Origin of the sequence: Deinococcus aquaedulcis, assembly GCF_019693445.1 — a bacterium.
Lineage (GTDB): Bacteria > Deinococcota > Deinococci > Deinococcales > Deinococcaceae > Deinococcus > Deinococcus aquaedulcis.
The window spans coordinates 347,219-366,424 of record NZ_JAHRBL010000002.1; the positions used below are offsets into that span (position 1 = coordinate 347,219).

Sequence of the window (19,206 nt, forward strand, 5' to 3'; positions counted from 1 at the left end):
TGGTCTTCTGTTGAGGGGCGGAAAGCCCCCCTGAACGCCACGCCACCCGCCCTCTGTCGCAGGCACTCGCGCCGCTCGCCCCACCTGATCTGAAAAGTCACGGCGCAGGGGCGTTTCGACGCGGACCATGTTCGACCCACTGCCGTCCCTGGCAGGCCGGTTCAGAGCAGCGCTGGCTGGGCCCCGCCCTCAGCACCGTTCCGCTCCCCTGCCCCGACCTCCACCGCTGTTCCGCCGGCGCAGCGCTGCGCCGCCTGCCGCTCGAAGGTATGCCCGCACACATGCTGGCACGTCTCGGAAGCTATCTCACCCTGCCCGTTCCCTCTCTTCAGCCCTCCGCCACCAGTAGCCGCTGCACAAACACCAGGTCCAGCCAGCGGCCGAACTTGTGGCCCACCTGCCGGAAATGGGCCACCGGGGCAAAGCCCAGGCGCGCGTGAAAGGCCAGACTGCCGGCGTTGTCGGCGTCCACCGCCCCCACCAGACTGTGCAGCCCCCGCTGCTGGGCGTCGGCCATCAGGGTCGTCATCAGGGCGTGGCCCACGCCGCTGCCCTGGGCCTGCGGGGCCACATAGACCGAATGCTCGGCGGTGAAGCGGTACCCAGGCTTGGCGCGAAAGGGACCGTAGGTGGCCCAGGCGATGACCTCTGCTCCGCGCACGGCCACCCAGAGGGGCCAGCCGCCCAACTCCTTCTCGTCGAACCACCGCTCACGGGACGTCAGCGTGACTGGCTCCACGTCATAGGACGCGGTGGTGTGCCGCACCGCGTGGTTGTAGATCTCGGTGATGGCCGGCAGGTCGGCTCGGGTGGCGGGGCGGATCTCGGGGGCTGGGCGCATGGGCGCACGGTAGGGCGCGCCCCGACCGGGCCGCAAGGGCAATGGGCGCTGGGCCAGCAAAAGCCCCCGCCACAGGGGACGGGGGCCAGGGCCAGATCGGATTACTTGCGGAAGCTGGGGTTCAGGATCTTCTTCCGCAGGCGGATGCTCTGGGGGGTCAGCTCGACGAGTTCATCGTCGGCGATGTACTCCAGGGCGTCTTCCAGGCTCAGGCGCTTGGGGGGAATCAGGGTCAGGGCCTCGTCGGCGCCGGCCGAGCGCACGTTCGTGAGCTTCTTGTTCTTGCACACGTTCACGTTCATGTCCTGCTCGCGGGCGTTTTCACCCACGATCATGCCCACGTACACGTCCTGGCCCGCGTCGATGAAGAACGAGCCCCGGTCCTGCAGCTTGAAGATGGAGTAGGCGAACGCCACGCCGTCTTCCATGCTGACCAGCGAGCCGTTCTGACGGGTCTTGAGTTCACCGGCCCAGGGCGCGTAACCGTCGAAGATGTGGCTCATGATGCCTTCGCCCTGGGTCATAGACAGGAACTGGGTGCGGAAGCCGAACAGCGCGCGGGAGGGAATCTTGAATTCCACGCGGGTGCGGGTGCCCTGGGGCTCCATGTTCACCATCTGGCCCTTGCGGGCGCCCAGAACACCGATCACGGTGCTGGCGTGCTGCTCGGGCACATCGATGACAAGGTGCTCGACCGGCTCGTGCTTCACGCCGTCGATGTCGCGGATGATCACCTGCGGGGCACCCACCTGCACCTCGTAGCCCTCGCGGCGCATGGTTTCCAGCAGGATCGACAGGTGCAGCTCGCCGCGGCCCGAGACCTTGAATTCGTCGGGGCGAATTTCTTCCACCTTCAGCGACACGTTGGTCATGACTTCGCGCTTCAGGCGGTCGTTCAGGTGGCGGCTGGTGACGTACTTGCCTTCCTTGCCAGCAAAGGGGCTGGTGTTGGGCTGGAACACCATGCTCACGGTCGGCTCGTCCACCGTGATGATGGGCAGGGCTTCGGGGTCGGCGAGGTCGGCGACGGTTTCACCGATCTGCGCGTCCTCAATGCCGGCCAGCGCCACGATATCCCCGGCGCCCACGCTGTCCACCTCAATGCGGCGCAGGCCCAGGTGGGTGAAGGGCTGCACGACGCGGGTCTTGGTCATGGTGCCGTCTTTGTGCATCAGCTGCACAAATTCGCCCTTCTTGACCGTGCCACGCTGCACGCGGCCCAGCACGATACGGCCCAGGTACTCGGAGTAGTCGAGGTTGGTGACCAGCATCTGGAAGGGGGCGTCCAGGTCGACCTTGGGGGCCGGAATGTGCTCCAGCACCATGTCGAACAGCTCGTGCATGTCGTCCTGGGGCTTGTCCAGTTCCTTGTAGGCCTTGCCTTCGCGGGCGATGGCGTACAGGATCGGGAAGTCCAGCTGGTCGTCATTGGCGCCCAGTTCGGCCATCAGGTCGAAGGTGAGGTTCACCACTTCTTCCGGGCGGGCGTCATTGCGGTCAATCTTGTTGATGACCACGATGGGCTTCAGGCCCAGCTCAATGGCCTTGCGCAGCACGAAGCGGGTCTGGGGCATGGGGCCTTCGGCGGCGTCCACCAGCACCAGGGCGCCGTCCACCATGCCCAGCACGCGCTCCACTTCCCCGCCGAAATCGGCGTGGCCGGGCGTGTCCACGATGTTGATCTTGACGCCCTTGTATTCCACGGCCGTGTTCTTGGCCAGAATGGTGATGCCACGTTCCTTTTCCAGGTCGTTGGAGTCCATGGCGCGCTCGGCGATTTCCTCGCCGTGGCCCAGTTTCAGGGTCTGCTTGAGCAGGCCGTCCACCAGGGTGGTCTTGCCGTGGTCAACGTGGGCGATGATTGCAATGTTTCTGTATTCCATATGTACCGCTCCCTTGGTCTGGAGCAGGGGCCGGGGCCCGGGGGGCCACCACTGCTCGCACAGGCATGAAAAAGCCCGCCGCACGTCATGTGGGCGGGACACCCAAAAATAAAGTTTAGCAGATCACGCGCGCCGCCGTCATTCAGGGCCGCTCGCGCCCAGCGGGGGGCGCGTCTTCCAGGGCGTCTTCCAGCTGATCCAGATTCACGGTGCCACGTTCCACCTGCTGTGTCAGGTCGGCGTCACGCGCCTGGGTGGCGGCGCGCACGGCCTGCTCACGGGCTTCTTCTTCCCGTTCCAGCTGCTCTTCCACGCGGCCGGAAATCAGGGCCATGGCCACGGCGTCGGGAATGTCTGAGGCTTCGCGCAGGTAAAAGTGCTGGTACACCGCCTTGATGACAATGAGGAATGGCACGGTCAGGAAGGCGCCCACCAGCCCGAAGACGCCGCCGAACAGCAGCACGCCCACAATGACCGACAGCGGGTGCAGGTTGCCGGCCCCGCCCACCACCAGGGGGGAGAGCACAAAGCCGGACACCTGCTGGAACACCAGCACGAACAGGGCCACGTACAGCGCCCGCTGCGGATCGTCGGCCAGGGTGAACAGAATGGGCGGAATGGTCGCCACAATGGGCCCGATGGTGGGCACCAGTTCGCCCAGCGCCGCCAGCAGGCCGAACACCAGCCAGTTGTCCACGCCCAGCAGGTAGAAGCCCGCCGCCGTGCAACTGCCCGTGACCAGCATGACCAGCAGTGTGGCGCGGCCCCAGGCGCCCATGTGCTTGAGAATCTGGGCCAGGGCGTACATGGCGGGCGTACGCCAGCGCGGCGGCACCGCCCCCAGCGCGCCGTTGACCAGCGGCACTGGATTGCCCAGGGCGTACACCAGCATCACCAGTGTGATCAGGGCGGTGAACAGGCCCCCCAGCACCAGGGCCACCACGCTGGGCAGGGCTTTCATGACCTGGGCGCCTACCTGGCGCAATTGCCCTTCCAGCTGCTGCAGGGCGTCGTCGGGGATCATGCGGTCCACGCCGGGCTGGCTGCGCAACCAGCTGTTCAGGCGCGTTTCCAGGGCCCCCAGATCCACGGTGCTGCTGCCCAGGGTGCTCAGCTGGGCAATGGCGGGCGGCAGGGCCACAAATGCCGCACCTGCCAGGGTGGCCACCACCAGCAGCACCGTCAAGGTGCCGGCCAGCCCCCGGGACATCCAGCGCTCAAAGAAACGGGCCACGGGATTCAGGGCGGTGGCCAGGATCAGGGCCAGCGTCACCGCCAGCAGCGACGGCGCCACCTGCCCGAAGAAGTTCAGCGCCAGCAGCGCTCCAATGACCGCAAAGGCCACGGGCAGCAGGTTGACCACCTGCACGGTCACGCGCGGCTGGTCATCCGGCCCAGGCGGCGAGCGCCGGGCGGGGGGAAGAGAAGGTGTGGGGTTCATGAGAGCTTTAGTGTAAGCGCGGCCACAGGGGGCGGCCTTACCGCCGCGCTTGGCAGAGTCTTTAGCTCATGGGGAGAGGGGGAGGTGGCTGGGTTCCTGCAGTGAGATTGGCCCTGGCCAGGGGAAAGGCCCATCTCTGAGCCAGCCCAGCTGAGCAGGAACGCAAGGCTCCCAAAGGGCAAAGCGACCCAGGCAGCGTTCTGGCTCCTCTGGTAGCGCAAGGTGCAGAAACCCTGTTTGCATGAAGTGAGGCAGAAGTTGGAGGGCTCAGTGCTGCCAGCGGGCGTTTCTTGCGCAAGCTGCCCCGCCAAAAGCCGCATGTGCCTTGCCCATTGCCCTGGAACCATGCTCTTCCTCCGCCTCTTCAGTCCGGACACCACCCAGACCCCCTCTGCTACCCTGTGCGTACCTAACGAGCGTTTGACTCGCCTTCTTCCCCCACCCCGGAGGCCCCCATGAAAAGCAAGAACGAGTGGATGCAGAGCGTGTACGGCCCGGCCACCCAGAAATTCCCGGAGCGCAAGTACAACTTTAAAAACCTGTCCGACATGGACCCCGAGCCGATTTACACGGCCGACGACCTGAAAGACTGGGACGCGGCGCGCGACCTGGGCTACCCCGGCGAGTTTCCGTACACGCGTGGCGTGCAGCCCAGCGTGTACCGGGGCAAGCTGTGGACCATGCGCATGTTCGCGGGTTTCGGCAGCGCCGAGCAGACGAACGAGCGCTTTCATGCGCTGCTGAAAGCTGGCCAGACGGGCCTGAGCACTGCCTTTGACCTGCCCACGCTGATGGGCTACGACTCCGACCACCCCTTCTCCAAGGGCGAGGTGGGCAAGTGCGGCGTGGCGGTGAGCAGCCTTGCGGACATGGAAATTCTGTTCCGGGGCATTGATCCCACGGCCGTCACCACCTCCATGACCATCAACTCCCCGGCCAATGCCATCTGGGCCATGTACATTGCCAACGCGCAGAAGCAGGGCAAGGATCTGGGGCAGGTGGGCGGCACCATTCAGAACGACATCCTGAAAGAGTTCATTGCCCAGAAGGAATTCATTTACCCCCCTGCGCCGAGCGTGAAACTGGTCATTGACACCTTCGAGTGGGGTCCCAGGGTGGTGCCCAAGTGGAACTTCATCTCGGTCAGCGGGTACCACATCCGCGAGGCGGGGGCCACGGGCGTGCAGGAGCTGGCCTTTACCCTGGCCGACGGCTTTCACTACGTGGAAAAGGCGCTGGAACGCGGCCTGAACATTGACGAGTTCGCCCCGCGTATCAGCTTCTTCTGGGACATTCACAACGACTTCTTCGAGGAAATTGCCAAGCTGCGCGCGGCCCGGCGCATCTGGGCGCGGCAGATGCGCGACCGTTACGGCGCGAAAAACCCCCGGTCGTGGATGCTGCGCACGCACTCGCAAACGGCAGGCGTCTCGCTGCCCGCGCAGCAGCCGCTGAACAACATTGCGCGTGTGGCGATTCAGGCGCTGGCCGCCGTGCTGGGCGGCACCCAGAGCCTGCACACCGATTCCTTTGACGAGGCGCTGGCCCTGCCCACGGAAGAGGCAGCCACCATTGCCCTGCGCACGCAGCAGATCATCGCCTATGAAACCGGCGTGGCCGGCGTGGTGGACCCGCTGGCGGGCAGCTACTACGTGGAAAAGCTGACGAACGACATTGAGGCCGCCGCCATGGGCTACATCGAGCAGATTCGCATGATGGGCGGCGTGGAAGCGGGCATTGAGAGCGGCTTTTTCCAGATGGAAATGGCCGAGGCCGCCTACCGCTACCAGCTGGAAGTGGAGCGCGGAGAGCGCGTCATCGTGGGCGTGAACGACTTCGTGCAGGACGCGGTGGAAGTGCCCATCCAGCTCATTGATCCGGAAGTGGAGCGCGTGCAGGAGGCCCGCCTGGCCCAGGTGCGGCGCGAGCGTGACCCCGTGCGGGTCGAAACCGCCCTGGCTGCCCTGCGCGACACCGCTGTGACGGGCGCAAACTCCATGCCCGCCTTCCTGGAGTGCGCCCACGCCTACTGCACGCTGGGCGAGCAGATGGACGTGCTGAAGACGGTGTATGGGGAGTACGTGGAGCCGGCGGTGGTGTAAGGGAAGCGGGGAGCAGGACGCGGTGCGCGGGGAAACCCAGGGCGCACCGCGTTTGTTTGGGGTGGTTGAAATGGGCAACGGAGGGCAAGAAGAAGGGCTCGCTCCAGCAGCGCGGCGGGCCTTAGCTTGTCCCGCGCACCGCTGCCTGCCTCCCGCCCCCCTATTGCATGTCAAACACCGTCACGTTGTTCACCGCTGTCCCCAGCCCCGCCCCCACTGTCAGGCGGCGGCTGTCCGGGCTCCAGGCCAGGAAGGCGGGGTGGTCGGCCAGGACGGGCCCTGCAGCGGTCACGCGGCCGGTGTCGGTGTCCAGCAGGCTCAGGTGCCAGCCGTCGTCGGCGCGGGTGACGGCGGCCAGCAGGCGGCTGTCGGGGCTGTAGCGCACGGCGCCTTCGCGGTCGCTGGCGGTGGGCAAGGCGGCGAAAGGCGAACGCTGTCCGGGGCGGTACAGGTCCAGGCCGCCGCCCGCCTTCACGTAGGCAAACTGGCCCTGGCCGCTGATCTGCACGTCCGTGTAGCGCGCGCCAGCCAGCACGGGCAGGGCAAAGCGTTTGGCGTTGGCGGTCAGGACCACGGCCGGGTCGCCGCTGCGTGGAAACACATAGGCGCGGGTGGCGTCCGGCGACACCGTCACGCGGGCGGCGCCCGAGACGGCCAGCGAGGCCACCGCCTTGCCGGTCTTCTGCGCCACGACCACCAGCCGCGTGTCGTCCCACACGGCGGCGTGGTTGCCCCAGTGGTTCACGCTCAGGCGCGTGGCGGTGCGCAGGCCAGCAGTGGTCCCCTGGCGCCCGCCGCTCAGGGTCCTGAGGGCCAGGCCGCCGCTGCCGTCGGCGGTCAGCAGCCACGTGAAGCGGTTCATGGTCTGCACGGCGAACACGTTCTGGGCCAGGGCGCGGGGGCCGCCTGTCAGGGCCCCGCCGGGCAGCAGGGTCAGGGGCTCGCCGGTGGCGGGGTCCAGGCCGCCGCCGGTGAGGGCGGCGGGCAGGGTCAGGAGAGCACGGGGGCCACTGAGGTCAGCGGCACTGTCCTGCAGCACGCCGCCCTGCACGCTCAGCACCCGTTCGCCGGGCGTGAGGGCAGCGGGGGCTGGCTGCAGGCCCGGCAGCGGGCGCACCTGTTCGCGGTGGCCGGTCTGCAGGTCGCGCACCTCCAGCTGCCCGGCGCGCAGCACCAGCACGCTGCCGTCGCGGCGGGGCAGGCCGGAGAGGGCTGCGCCCCCGGCTTCAGCGCGGCGCACCACCACCGAGGCCGGGTAGCCGGCCCGCAGGGCATACAGCTCGCCGCCAGCCTGCACAGCCACTGAGCGGCCATCGGCGCTGAAGGTCACGGGGCCCAGGGTGCAGGGGGCGGCACAGGTCATGGCGCTCTGCACGCCCAGTGTGGCGGTGTCCAGCAGTTGCACGCGCCCGGCGCGGGTCACCACGGCGCGTAGGCCGTCGGGGGCCGTGACCAAGGCGCCCACCGCTTCACCAGCGGGCACCGAGCGGGCCAGGCTGGCCAGCGAGACACGTTCAATGCCCTGGGCGCCGCCAATCAGGAGGTCCTGGGGCCCGCTGAAGCCGGCGCCGGTCACGCCGGGCGTGTCCAGCCGGGCCAGGCGCACGCCGTCGCCCAGGCGCCACACACTGACCTGTGTACTCGTGCGCGTGAGGGCGTAGGCGCCGCCAGGGCTCACACTCAGGCCGGCGCAGGGGGTGCCCACAGGCAGGCTGCGGCGCACCTCGCCACCAGGGCCCAGCAGCAGCAGGCGCTCACCGAGGCAGGCCACCACACCGCCGGGCACCGGGGCCAGGGCCAGCGGCGCGGCGCCGGGGACCGTCAGCAGACTCCGGGGCGAGAGCGAAACCGCAGCGGCCAGGGGCAAGGTGGCCGCCGAGAAGGCCAGGACAGTCCAGAAACGCCGGATCACGCGCGGCAGGATAGAGCATGGGCATGAGTGGAGCGGTAGGCACGGCCGCAGGGCGCCGCTCGGAGGAGAACGGCGCCCTGGGGGTGGTGATGGGTGGACTGAACCGGCTGCCCGCTGCGCTAGAAGCTGTAGCTCTTGGGCACCACGGTCACGCCGCTGTCAGTCACGGTAAAGCCGCGCGCGCGGTCTTCTTCGGGGTTCAGGCCAATTTTGGCGCCCGGGGGCACCACCACGTTCTTGTCCACGATCACGCGGCGCAGGTGGGCGTGGCGGCCCACCTCCACCTCGTCGAACAGCACGCAGCTTTCCACCAGCGAGTACGAGTGGGTGCGCACGTTGCGGCCCAGCACGCTGTCGCGCACGGTGCCGCCGCTGATGATCACGCCGCCGGCCATGATGGTGTTGAATGCCTGTCCCTTGCGGCCGTCCGATTCGTGTACGAACTTGGCGGGCGGCGAGAATTCGCTGCTGGTGCGCAGGGGCCACTGCGGGTTGTAGAAGTCGAATTCCGGGTTCACGCTCACGAGGTCCATGTTGGCCTCGTAGTAGGCGTCCAGCGTTCCCACGTCGCGCCAGTAGGTGTTAGGTCCGCCCTGGCCGGGAATGGGGTTGCGGTGAAAGTCGTAGGCCATGACGGTGTAGCCGTCGGACAGCGCGCGGGGAATCACGTCGCCGCCGAAGTCGAAACCGGACTCGCCCTCGCCCATGTTCGTTTCCAGCAGCTCGTCCAAAGCGCGGCGCGAGAAGATGTAGTTGCCCATGCTGGTCAGGCTGGTGCCCTCCTGGCCCGGGATGCTGGGGGGGTCTTTGGGCTTTTCCAGAAACTGGGTCACGCGCCAGTTGCTGTCCACATGCATCACGCCGAACTGGTGCGCCTGCGCCTGCGGCATGGGGTAGGCGGCGATGGTGACGTCTGCACGCGTCTCCATGTGCTTTTGCAGCATGTGCTCCACGTTCATCTTGTAGATGTGGTCGCCGCTGAAAATGGCCACGTAATCGGCCTCGTAGTTGTCGATGAGGTGCATGTTCTGGTACACGGCGTCGGCGGTGCCCCGGTACCACACCGGCCCCAGTTCCTCAATGCGGTACATCTGCGCGGGCACCAGCGTGATGAAGTAGTCGCTGAGGAAGGTGCCGAAGCGCCAGCCGCGCTGGATGTGCTCGGTCAGGCTCTGGGCCTTGTATTGGGTGAGCACGTAGATCGAGAACACGCCCGAGTTGATGAAGTTGTTGATGGCGAAGTCGATGATCCGGTACTTGCTGCCGAATGGCACGGCCGGTTTGCTGCGCTTCTGGGTCAGCGGGGCCAGCCTGGACCCCTGCCCCCCTGCCAGAATCATGCCGAGAACCCTTGGTTTCATGCCTTCCCCCCAGGGAGCGCCGGGCGCCCCGGGTTCACTCTACCCAGGCGCGCGGCGGCGGGCGAGGGCCCGGCTGGGCAGGCAGAAGGACAACGCGCAAAAAGAGAAGAAAGGCACATGGTGCCCCACGCTAACGAGGCCACCCGGTGAAGAGATGCCGGCGCGCTTCACCCTCACTTAACAGGGGCGCGCCCAGTTGCGTGCGGATGAAGGTCTGCTGGCGTTTGGCGTACTGGCGGGTGGCCAGGGCAATCTGCGCGGCGGCCTCCGGCACCGCCAGAGTTCCGCCCGCCACCGCCAGGGCCTCGCGGTAGCCCAGGGCCTGCCAGACGGTGGGGCGCGGCTGGGTGTCTGGGGGCACCTGCGCGGCCAGCCACGCGGCTTCACTGGCCCAACCCGCGTCAAACATGGTCAGCACCCGGGCATGCATGCGGGCTTCAAGTTCTTCCGGGGGGCGCGTAAAGGCCAGCACCTCGTAGGGAAAGGCGGGCGGGCGGTGCCCAAAGTCGCCAGGGTAACGGCCGGTGCGGCGGTAGATCTCCTCGGCGCGCACCACGCGGCGGGGGTTGCGCTCCAGGCGCGCGGCCTCGGCGGGGTGGCGGCGCTCAATATCGGCCAGCAGGGCGTCCAGGCCCCGCTCGGCCAGCTCGGCCTCCACCTCGGTGCGCGCACTGGGGTCGCTGGGCGGGGTCAGCGGCAGGCCGCGCACCAGGGCCGAGAGGTAAAAGCCGCTGCCGCCCACGATCAGCGGTATGCGGCCCCGTGAGAGCACGTCGGCCAGGGCGGCCTCGGCCAGGGCGACAAAGCGGGCCACGTCAAAGGGCTCGTGGACCTCGGCCACGTCCAGCAGGTGATGGGGCACCTGCGCGCGTTCGGCGGGCCCCGGCTTGGCGGTACCGATGTCCAGGCCCCGGTACACGGTAAAGGCGTCGGCGCAGACCAGTTCGCCGCCCGCGTGCAGGGCCCAGTCCAGGGCCAGGGCGCTTTTGCCAGCGGCGGTGGGGGCAGTCAGGATGGGCAGCGCGCGCACGGCGAGGATCATAGAGGATGCGGACGCGGCCCCAGGGGGCGGGTGCTACCGTAGGGGGCATGAACGAGCCCGTACTGGCGCGACTGCACCACCTGATGACGCTGCGGGAAGAGGTGGAAACCCTGGCCAGCCCCGTGCCCTGGACCCCGGCCGCCGACTGGACCGACGACGACGCCCACCTGTGCCTGCAGCTGGACGTGCCCGGCGTGGACGCCGAGTCCCTGGAAGTGCAGGAAGACGGCGAAACGGTCACGGTGGCCGGCCATCGCCCGGCCCCTGAACGGCTGCTGCGCGGCGAGCGCCCCAGCGGCATTTTCCGGCGCACCCTGACCTTCCCTGAACCCGTGCGGCCCCAGTCGGGGCAAGCCTCGCTGGTCCACGGCGTGCTGACGATCCGCTTTGAAAAGCGCCACCCCACCATCAGCGTGCCTTCCAGTGATCTGGGGCGGGAAGAGCAGGGGGAGTAGGCGCGAAGGGCGGCTGTAGAACAGATTCAATGCTTCGCGCTCAGGGGCTGGGTGGCGGGTTCAGCGGCTCAGAGGAAGAGGGTGGACAGGCTCAGCATTCCGCAGAGAGCCACTCAATGACCTCGCTGTTTCGCCACCCTTGCCGGAACTCGAAGAGGTTGGGATCTGGACAGCGGCGCACCAAGGGCCGGCAAGCGGGCTCAGCGTCCCTGACGACAATTCACAGCCTCCGCGCCTCGCGTGAGAACGGCCCGCAGTCTTGCCCGGTCGAGGTGTTTGTCCTGCTCCGCCGCCCCCCTCCCTACCCGTCCTCACCCTGATGGCAAACAACGAAAGCGGGCGGGTTCGGTGTTCTTTCCCGGCCCGCCCGCCCGCTTGGTTGTTGAGGTTCACCCTCGGGCACACCCCCCCACTCGACCTGACCTCAAATACTCAGGGTGCGGGCGCAGCGGTACAGGTCGCGGCTCACGTCCTTGCGCTGCTCCCAGGTCTCGTTCAAGGGGGTGTAGCTCACCTCATGGTTCTGGCGGCCGATCATCACGCCCTTGCGGCCTTCCATCAGGGCGTACACGGCGGCTTCGCCCAGACGGCTGGCCAGAATCCGGTCCGAGGACACCGGGCTGCCCCCGCGCTGGATATGGCCCAGGATGCTCACGCGGGTTTCCATGCCGGTGCCTTCCTGAATGGCAGCGGCGACCCCGGTGGCGCCGCCTGGATAGCCCTCGGCCACGATGATGATGCTGCCCAGCTTGCCGCGCTTGACGCTGCTGCGCACGGTGTCCAGCACACTGGCCATGTCCTTGGCGTCCTCGGGGATAAAGACCTCCTCGGCGCCGCCGGCCACCGCCACGTCCAGGGCAATGTGGCCGGCGTGGCGGCCCATCACCTCAATCACGAAAATACGCTCGTGGCTGGCGCCGGTGTCGCGCAGCTTGTCCACGGCGTCCAGGGCAGTTTCCACGGCCGTGAAGTAGCCAATGGTGTGGTCGGTGCCGTACAGGTCGTTGTCAATGGTGCCCGGCAGGCCCACCACCGGAATGTCATGTTCCTCTTGCAGGAAGTGGGCGCCGTGGAACGAGCCGTCCCCACCAATGACAATCAGGGCGTCCACGTCGTGGGCGCGCAGGTGGCGGGCACCCCGGGCGCGGCCTTCGGGGGTGCGCCAAGTGGCGCTGCGGGCGGAGAGCAGGATGGTGCCGCCGCGCTGAATCGTGTTGGCCACGTCCCGGGGCCCCAGGGTCACGAAGTCGCCCCGGTGCAGGCCAGAAAAGCCCCGGCGCACCCCAATCACCTCTATGCCCTGCGAGGTGGCGGTGCGCACCACGGCGCGGATGGCGGCGTTCATGCCGGGGGCGTCGCCGCCGCTGGTCAGAACGGCAACGCGGCGAATCCCGGCGGGATTGGGCTGGGGCGGGCAGTGCGGAACATCGGTCATGGAGGGGGCCTCGTTTCGGTCGGCGGTGCCGCCAGGGCAGGAACTTCAGTCGGTGGAACGGTCGGAAGCGCTTCCGGTGGCCTGAAGCGCCAAGGTGTAAGCGTCATTCTTACGCAAACCCTGGCGCTGCAACTGCTCACGTATATCCCTCACGCTGTGGCCGGCTTCTGCCAGGGTCTGGGCCAGGGCAGCGAAGTCGGTGCTGGGCGCCGCCTCGGCCGGGGCGCGGCCGGCCACCACCACCACAATCTCACCGCGCACGCCGCCCTCGAAGTGGGCGGCCAGTTCGGCCAGGGTGCCGCGCGCGGTTTCCTCAAAGCGCTTGCTGAGTTCGCGGGTCACGCTGGCGGGGCGCGTCTCGCCGCAGGCGGCGGCGAGGTCTTGCAGGGTGTCGTGCAGACGGTGGGGACTCTCGTACAGCACCGAGGTTTCTTCGCGGGCGGCCACCGCCGCAAGGCGCTCGCGGCGGTCGCGGCCCGCCCGGGGCAGGAAGCCTTCAAAGGCAAAGCGTCCGGCTGGCAGCCCTGAGAGCACCAGCGCGGGCACCAGCGCGGTGGGGCCGGGCAGCACCTCCACTGGCACGTCGGCCGCCAGCGCGGCCTGCACCAGTTCGGCGCCGGGATCGCTGATGCCGGGGGTGCCGGCGTCGCTCACGTAGGCCAGGCGGGGGTGGCGCTCCAGCACCTGCGGCGCGCGGTTCATGGTGTGGGCGTCCAGGCGCACCAGGGGTTTGCGGATGCCCAGGTGGGTCAGCAGCGCGCCTGTGCGGCGGGTGTCCTCGCAGGCCACGGCGTCGGCGGCGCGCAGCACCTCCAGGGCCCGCAGGGTAATGTCGCCCAGATTGCCGACGGGGGTGGGCACCAGCCAGACCCGGGCGCCGCTCTGGTCGTGGGCCGGCGCCGGGGCGTGGTCTGGCTCGGTCCAGGCGCCTTCGTCTAGCGGCTCATCCAGCGGCCCATTTACCGGCTCAGTCATCGGCCCCCGGCAGGGCGGCGTGCAGGGGCCCTGCCGCCGTGGCCGCCAGCCCGGGGGTGGGCTTCAGGCGCACGCGCACCTTGCGGGGCCGCTTGAGCACATTGGTAATTCGGGCGCGCAGCAGTTCGCCTTCGCCCACCGTCACCGTCACGACCGCGCCCTCGGGCAGACGGCCGCCGATAATCACCACCACGCCGTTTTCCACGACGCCTTTGTACGCTTTCATGTGTCCCTCCCCTGCGCGCGGCGCACCCGGCGTTCGGCCGCCGATTGCGCTTCGCGCAGCGCCACGATCTCGCTTTCCCGCGCGCCGCCCAGCCGGGCGTAGCGGTCAATCACCTCGGCCGCTTCCCGGCGGCGGTCCAGGCGCAGCAGCAGCGCGCCCAGATGCTCGCCCCCCACAAAATACGCGCGGGGATTGTCCGGTTCGGCGGCCACCTGCGCCCGCGCTGTATCCAGCCGCGCCAGATGCGCGCGGTGCCGGTTGACCTGCCAGCGCACCAGAAAGGTGGCGAGACTGAAAATCAGGGCCGCCCCCAGCACCGAGAGCGTGACGGCCTCGGGCACGCCAATGCGCGCGCCAAGTTGCACGGTCAGCGGAAAGCTGAAGGCCAGCACCACCAGCACCGCCAGCGTGGCCGCGTAGTTCATGCCCCACCTGCGGGGCAAAGGGTCAAGGCTGGCATGGGCCCAGTGTAGCGGGCGGGCCCGGCAGCAGAGGTCAAGACCCGTTCAGACGCAGGTGAAAGGGTCTTGATCTGGGCGCAGCGGGCTTTCAGGACCGGCGCGGGTGAAAGGGCAGGGCCTGTCACGGGGCCCTGCGAGTCCCTGCCAAATGCCGTAAGCTGCCCCGCGTGCGCCTGCACCTGATTACCGTTGGCGAACCCAAACTGGCCTATGCGCGGGCCGGGTGGGACGAGTACGAAAAGCGGCTGCGGCGCTTTCACCGCGTGCAGATCACGCGGGTGTCTGCCCGCACCCAGGCGCAGGAAAGCGAAGCGGTGCGCCGCGCGGCGGGGCGGGCGCCGCTGGTGCTGCTAGACCCACGCGGCGCGCAGTTTACTTCTGAAGGTCTGAGTGCCTTTCTGGACGCGCAGGCGGTCTCTGGCGTGGGCGAGCTGGCCTTTGCCGTGGGCGGCCCGGACGGCCACACCGATGAGTTGCGTGCCGGGGCGGCCCGCCTGTGGAGTTTGGGGCAGCTGACCCTGCCGCACGATCTGGCGATGGTGGTGCTGCTCGAAGCCCTGTACCGCGCCGGGACCATCAGCGCGGGTGAGCCGTACCACCGGGGCTAGGAACCTCTTCCTGGAGACGCGCGTCGTGCCTACATGCCTGCACTGGGTCCACTTGAACTTCTCGTGCTGCTGCTCGCCGCAAGCGGTCCGCTGGTTGGCCTCTGGTTGGTGGTGTGGTGGCTTAGGGAGGCCAGGAAGCCAGACCAGCCCCAGCACACCGAAGCCCGCGTGCCGGACCCGGAGCGCCCCTAGACACCACAATGCCGGCCGGCCCTGTGCCCTGAACCCCCTGGGCTACGCTGGGCGGCAAGATGCCTGATCTGCCTGCCCCTTCGGCCGAGTGGCTGCGCGCCCCCACCCTGCGCGGGCGGGCCGTGACCCTCGAAGCTCTGCGCCCCGAACATGCCGCCGACCTGCACGCGGGGGCCACCGAAGACACCATCCGTTTTCTGGCGCGCGGCGGGCCCACAGCGCAGACGGTGCCGGCCTGGGCCGACTACATTGAGCGGCTGAACGCCCTGCCGCGCCGGGTGAACTTTGCCGTGCGCCTTGGGGATGGGCCGGTGGTGGGGCGCATCAGCTACAGCGAGGTGCGCGCAGAGGACCGCTGGGTGGAAATTGGCACCATGCTGCTGCCCGCCGCGCAGGGCACCGCCGTGAACCCGGAAGCCAAGCGTCTGCTGCTGGCGCGGTCTTTTGAGGCGCTGGGCGCAGGGCGGGTGCACTTCAAGGTAGACGCGCGCAACGAGCGCAGCCTGCGGGCCATGCGGCGGCTGGGCGCGGTGCAGGAAGGGGTGCTGCGGGCGTATCAGGTGCGGCCGGACGGCCATGCGCGCGACAGCGTGATGTTCAGCATCCTGGCGGCCGAGTGGCCTGCGGTGCGGTCGGCGCTGGATCAGCGACTGGACGACCTTCTGGGGCGGGCGGCACAGCCTCTTCCATGAGAAAAGATTCAAGATTGTCATCAGAGGTCTGGTAGCTTGGCCCCTGATGCGCCGCCCCTTGCTTGCCGCTGCCCTCGCCGCGCTGAGTGTGCCCAGCGCCCACGCCCTGATTGTGCCCATGCCCGGCTGGACCCCGGTGGGCGGCGACGCCAACTACTGGACCGACGCCAGTGGCAACTGCCTGATGCGCGAAGAACGCCACGGGCAGGCCTTTCCAGCCTTTGCCAGCCCGGATGAGGCGCGGGCCTTTGCCCTGAAACTGCAGGGCAGCCTGGGGCGCACCATGCGCAACGTGGTCACCCAGCCGGTGGACCGCGCGGGCCGCTGGAGCGTGCTGGCCGCCTACGATTTCAAGGAAGGCGGCACCAGTTACCGGGTCAGCCAGCTGTTCCTCAGTGACAGCGGCCTGCTGCGCACGGTGACCGGCAGCAGCGCGGCCGACGGCGCGGAGGCCTGCGTGAACGAGATGCGCGACTTTATCCGCTATCTGGCGAACTGAGGGCGGCGGCCTGTTCTATTGGTGCCACGGGCCTGTGCGGCCCATCACTTCGTTCTCCCCTGGGGCAGGGAGGAAATCCCCGCGCCCTGTTGTGACGGCACTGGCCGCTCGCACGCGGTAGAACAAAGGCGTGCCCACTGCGCCCGAAACCCTGCTGACCCGCCTGAATGCCATTGCCGGGGTGGTGGCCAATTCCGGCCACGCGCTGGCCCTATTGGGCCTGGGTTCGGTGGGCCGTGAACTGCAGCGGCTGGACCGGTGGTCTGACCTCGACTTTTTTGTGATCGCCCGCACAGGCGAGGTGGGCCGGTTTCTGGACGGTGCGTGGCTGGCGCAAGCCGCGCCCCTGACCTTTACGTTTCGCAATACCTCAGACGGCGCCAAGGTGCTGTTTGAGGATGGCATCTATGCGGAATTTGCGGCCTTTGAGGGGTCCCGCCTACCCGAACTGCCGCTGATGAGTGCGCGGGTGGTCTGGGCGGCCCCGGACTTTCCGGGCCTGCCTGCAGTGCCGCCCGCGCCGCTGCCCACACACACGGCCGAGACGCACGCCCACCATCTGGGCGAGGCGCTGACCAATCTGCTGGTGGGCCTGGGCCGCTACGGGCGCGGCGAGCGGCTGAGCGCCATGACCTTTGTGCAGGGCTACGCGCTGGGGCATGTGCTGGCGCTGGCGGCGGCACGCGGCGCCCTGCCGACGGCCGGCGCAGATCCCTTCAGCCCCGAGCGGCGGGTGGAGGCGCGCGCCCCTGGGTTGGCGACGCAGTTACCGGCCTTTGCACCGGGGTACGCGGGCACCCCGCAGGCGGCGCTGGCCCTGCTGGCGCATCTGGAGGCCCACGAAAGCGTGCCGCCAGCCATGAGCCGCGCCATCCGGGCCGCCGCCCAGGCCCTGGAGGAGTAAAGGGTGCTGGTGGCTTGATCTAGCCCCTCTCGCCGCCCGGCCGCCGCTGTCGTTTGAAACCCTGCACTTCGTTCGCCCCTCAGCCACTGGAGGAGCCCCCACTTCGGCGGCGCTGGGTTCCGCCCTCAGGGCGCGTGGTAGGCTCCCCGGTTGAGATGCAGACTGTGCGTGGAATTCAGGCGGTGTGGCCATGATGGTCGTGACGGCGCTGCTGTCGTGGTTTCTGGTGGGGCTGTTCGTGCGGGTCAGCAAGGCGCGCGACTGGGGCCAGCGCGTGCGCGCTGACGGGCCGCAGACCCACCTGATCAAGGACGGCACGCCCACGGCAGGCGGCGTGCCCTTCGTGGTGGCCATGCTGCTGGTGTTCGTGCCGCTGTACCTGAGCGGGCAGGGCGGCGACAGCCGCGAACTGATCATCATGCTCACCGCCCTGGGCATGGGCCTGATCGGCGGGGCCGACGACCTGCTGAAAATCCGCTCACGCATGAAGGGCAGCGGCAAAAGCGAGCTGCTGGCGCGCGAGAAGTTCCCGCTGCAGTTTCTGGTGGCGGCGCTGTTCGCTTACTTCGCCGCGCCGCTGGCCTCGCACGAACTGGTGCCGGGCCTGGGCCGGGTGGGGGACGTGGTCCTGCTGACCCTGGTGATGGTGGGCAGCGTGAACGCCTTTAACTTTGCCGATGGCCTGGACGGGCTGCTGTCGGGCATTGCCATCATCGTGCTGCTGCCGCTGCTGGGGCTCTCGCCCATCAGCGCCCTGCTGGCAGCGGCGCTGCTGGGCTTCCTCTGGTTCAACGCCCACCCGGCGCGCGTGTTCATGGGCGACATGGGCAGCCACGCCATCGGGGCGATTGCGGCGGGGGCCTACGTGCTGCACGCCGACGTGTGGCTGCTGCCGCTGGCGGCCATCATTCCGGTGGTGGCGGTGCTGAGCGTGGTGATTCAGGTGGCGTCGTTCAAGCTGCGCGGCAAGCGGGTGTTCAAGATGGCGCCCATTCAGCACCACTTTGAGCACAAGGATATCGGCTGGCCCGAAACGCACGTCACCATGCGGTTCTGGGTGATCACGGCGGTGGCCACAGCGGGCGTGTGGTGGCTGCTGGGCGGGCGGCCATAGCGGCGCCCAAGGCTGGCAACGGGGGGAGGGGCGCGCGCCGCCTCTCCCCTGTTTCTGTGTGGCTTCGCCTGTGCCTGCTTCTGCGCGTACACTCGGGCGCGTGAGCCGACTGCCCGACCCCGCCGCCCTGCTGACGCGCCGCGCCCACCTGAGCGCGCAGGGCACCACGCTGTACCGCGCCGCGCACCTGACCGAAACGGGGGGCATGTACACGGTGGACGTGGCGGGCCGGGCCGGCATTCTGAGCCTGTACGTGCCGCTGACGGCGACCCAGGAGCACGGCCTGGCGGCGGCCTGGGGCGAGGCGGCCGGTCTGCAGGGGGTGTACCTCAAGCGCCGCCCCCCAGAGGCGCGGCACGTGGCGAACGTGGCCCGCGAGCAGCTCTCGCCGCCAGAGCCGGTGTGGGGTGGGTCCCTGCCAGAACTGGTGGCGACCGAAGCCGGCGTGCCCTTCCTGATCCGCCCCGGTGCCGACCTGAGCACCGGCCTGTTTACCGATGCCCGCCCGGCCCGCGCCTGGGTGCGGGCCCACAGCGCGGGGCGGCGGGTGCTGAACACCTTTGCCTACACCTGTGGGTTTGGCCTCAGTGCCGCGCTGGGCGGGGCAGCGGCGGTGAAAAACGTGGACCTGTCGCGCAAGGTGCTGGCCTGGGGGCAGGCCAACTACGCCCAGAGCGGCCTGAGCGCGCCGGACCAGGATTTCCTGTACGGCGACGTGTTCGAGTGGCTCGCTCGCCTGGAGCGCCGGGGCGACCGCTTTGATCTGGTGGTGCTGGACCCACCCAGCTTTGCGCGGGGCAAGAGTGGTGTGTGGCGGGCCGAGCGCGATTACGCCCGGCTGGCCGGGCTGGCGGCCCGGGTCACAGCGCCGGGGGGGCAGGTGCTGGCGCTACTGAACCACGCTGGGGTCTCTGGCCCGCAACTGGAGCGCATGGTGCAGAGCGGCCTGCACGAGCAGGAACGGCGGGCTGAGTTGCAAGGCAGCTTTGGTGCGGGCGAGGATTATCCGGGCGCCGGGCACCTGAAGGTGCAGGTGTGGACACTGGACCAGGGGCGCTGATAG

18 protein-coding genes are annotated in these 19,206 nt (G+C 68.7%); 8 read left to right on the forward strand and 10 right to left on the reverse strand.

Annotation, left to right across the window (positions count from 1 at the left end; all coding sequences use genetic code 11):
• Positions 1-328 precede the first annotated feature (328 nt).
• The 3 genes from KMW22_RS04620 to KMW22_RS04630 form a co-directional block, all read right to left on the reverse strand.
• Positions 329-841, reverse strand: a complete 513-nt coding sequence (locus tag KMW22_RS04620; RefSeq protein WP_221088849.1) for a GNAT family N-acetyltransferase — start codon at positions 839-841, stop codon at positions 329-331.
• Between the two features lie 101 nt (positions 842-942).
• Positions 943-2,724, reverse strand: a complete 1,782-nt coding sequence (gene typA / locus KMW22_RS04625) for a translational GTPase TypA (RefSeq protein WP_221088850.1) — start codon at positions 2,722-2,724, stop codon at positions 943-945.
• 142 nt (positions 2,725-2,866) lie between these two features.
• Positions 2,867-4,165 carry an AI-2E family transporter gene (locus KMW22_RS04630; protein ID WP_221088851.1) on the reverse strand — a complete coding sequence of 433 codons (1,299 nt, stop codon included), beginning with the start codon at positions 4,163-4,165 and terminating at the stop codon, positions 2,867-2,869.
• Positions 4,166-4,620: 455 nt separating this feature from the next.
• Between KMW22_RS04630 and KMW22_RS04635 the strand changes: the two genes are divergently transcribed.
• Positions 4,621-6,267, forward strand: coding sequence for a methylmalonyl-CoA mutase family protein (locus KMW22_RS04635; RefSeq protein ID WP_221088852.1), 1,647 nt, complete (start codon positions 4,621-4,623; stop codon positions 6,265-6,267).
• Between the two features lie 160 nt (positions 6,268-6,427).
• Here the strand turns inward: KMW22_RS04635 and KMW22_RS04640 are convergent, their stop codons facing one another.
• The 3 genes from KMW22_RS04640 to miaA form a co-directional block, all read right to left on the reverse strand.
• Positions 6,428-8,179 (reverse strand): YncE family protein, encoded by a 1,752-nt coding sequence (locus tag KMW22_RS04640; RefSeq protein WP_221088853.1) that lies wholly within the window; start codon positions 8,177-8,179, stop codon positions 6,428-6,430.
• Positions 8,180-8,298: 119 nt separating this feature from the next.
• A complete protein-coding gene (gene glgC / locus KMW22_RS04645) occupies positions 8,299-9,540 on the reverse strand; it encodes a glucose-1-phosphate adenylyltransferase (protein WP_221088854.1) in 1,242 nt (413 codons plus the stop codon).
• Positions 9,541-9,670: 130 nt separating this feature from the next.
• A complete protein-coding gene (gene miaA / locus KMW22_RS04650; RefSeq protein WP_328774598.1) occupies positions 9,671-10,570 on the reverse strand; it encodes a tRNA (adenosine(37)-N6)-dimethylallyltransferase MiaA in 900 nt (299 codons plus the stop codon).
• A gap of 59 nt (positions 10,571-10,629) precedes the next feature.
• Between miaA and KMW22_RS04655 the strand changes: the two genes are divergently transcribed.
• Complete coding sequence (locus KMW22_RS04655) at positions 10,630-11,037, forward strand: Hsp20/alpha crystallin family protein (RefSeq protein WP_221088856.1); 408 nt, start codon at positions 10,630-10,632, stop codon at positions 11,035-11,037.
• Between the two features lie 424 nt (positions 11,038-11,461).
• Here the strand turns inward: KMW22_RS04655 and pfkA are convergent, their stop codons facing one another.
• The 4 genes from pfkA to KMW22_RS04675 are packed head-to-tail and all read right to left on the reverse strand — an operon-like array spanning position 11,462 to position 14,098.
• Positions 11,462-12,472 carry a 6-phosphofructokinase gene (gene pfkA / locus KMW22_RS04660; protein ID WP_221088857.1) on the reverse strand — a complete coding sequence of 337 codons (1,011 nt, stop codon included), beginning with the start codon at positions 12,470-12,472 and terminating at the stop codon, positions 11,462-11,464.
• A gap of 45 nt (positions 12,473-12,517) precedes the next feature.
• On the reverse strand, positions 12,518-13,447 hold the full coding sequence (rsmI, locus tag KMW22_RS04665) for a 16S rRNA (cytidine(1402)-2'-O)-methyltransferase (protein ID WP_221088858.1): 930 nt from the start codon (positions 13,445-13,447) through the stop codon (positions 12,518-12,520).
• Positions 13,440-13,673: a hypothetical protein gene (locus KMW22_RS04670; protein ID WP_221088859.1), complete on the reverse strand. Its 234-nt coding sequence runs from the start codon at positions 13,671-13,673 to the stop codon at positions 13,440-13,442. Before KMW22_RS04670 ends, rsmI begins: the two co-directional genes overlap by 8 nt.
• Positions 13,670-14,098: a hypothetical protein gene (locus KMW22_RS04675; RefSeq protein WP_221088860.1), complete on the reverse strand. Its 429-nt coding sequence runs from the start codon at positions 14,096-14,098 to the stop codon at positions 13,670-13,672. The genes KMW22_RS04670 and KMW22_RS04675 overlap by 4 nt, the downstream gene beginning before the upstream one ends.
• A 203-nt stretch (positions 14,099-14,301) precedes the next feature.
• Between KMW22_RS04675 and KMW22_RS04680 the strand changes: the two genes are divergently transcribed.
• The 6 genes from KMW22_RS04680 (at position 14,302) to KMW22_RS04705 (ending at position 19,203) form a co-directional block, all read left to right on the forward strand.
• Complete coding sequence (locus KMW22_RS04680) at positions 14,302-14,742, forward strand: 23S rRNA (pseudouridine(1915)-N(3))-methyltransferase RlmH (RefSeq protein ID WP_221088861.1); 441 nt, start codon at positions 14,302-14,304, stop codon at positions 14,740-14,742.
• 251 nt (positions 14,743-14,993) lie between these two features.
• A complete protein-coding gene (locus KMW22_RS04685; RefSeq protein WP_221088862.1) occupies positions 14,994-15,626 on the forward strand; it encodes a GNAT family N-acetyltransferase in 633 nt (210 codons plus the stop codon).
• A 46-nt stretch (positions 15,627-15,672) separates the two neighbouring features.
• On the forward strand, positions 15,673-16,125 hold the full coding sequence (locus KMW22_RS04690) for a hypothetical protein (protein WP_221088863.1): 453 nt from the start codon (positions 15,673-15,675) through the stop codon (positions 16,123-16,125).
• 130 nt (positions 16,126-16,255) lie between these two features.
• Positions 16,256-17,029 (forward strand): hypothetical protein, encoded by a 774-nt coding sequence (locus KMW22_RS04695; protein ID WP_221088864.1) that lies wholly within the window; start codon positions 16,256-16,258, stop codon positions 17,027-17,029.
• Positions 17,030-17,219: 190 nt separating this feature from the next.
• Entirely contained in the window at positions 17,220-18,143 is a 924-nt protein-coding gene (locus KMW22_RS04700) for a phospho-N-acetylmuramoyl-pentapeptide-transferase (protein WP_221088865.1), read from the forward strand.
• A 109-nt stretch (positions 18,144-18,252) separates the two neighbouring features.
• Positions 18,253-19,203: a class I SAM-dependent methyltransferase gene (locus KMW22_RS04705; RefSeq protein ID WP_221088925.1), complete on the forward strand. Its 951-nt coding sequence runs from the start codon at positions 18,253-18,255 to the stop codon at positions 19,201-19,203.
• The last annotated feature ends 3 nt before the right edge of the window (positions 19,204-19,206 follow it).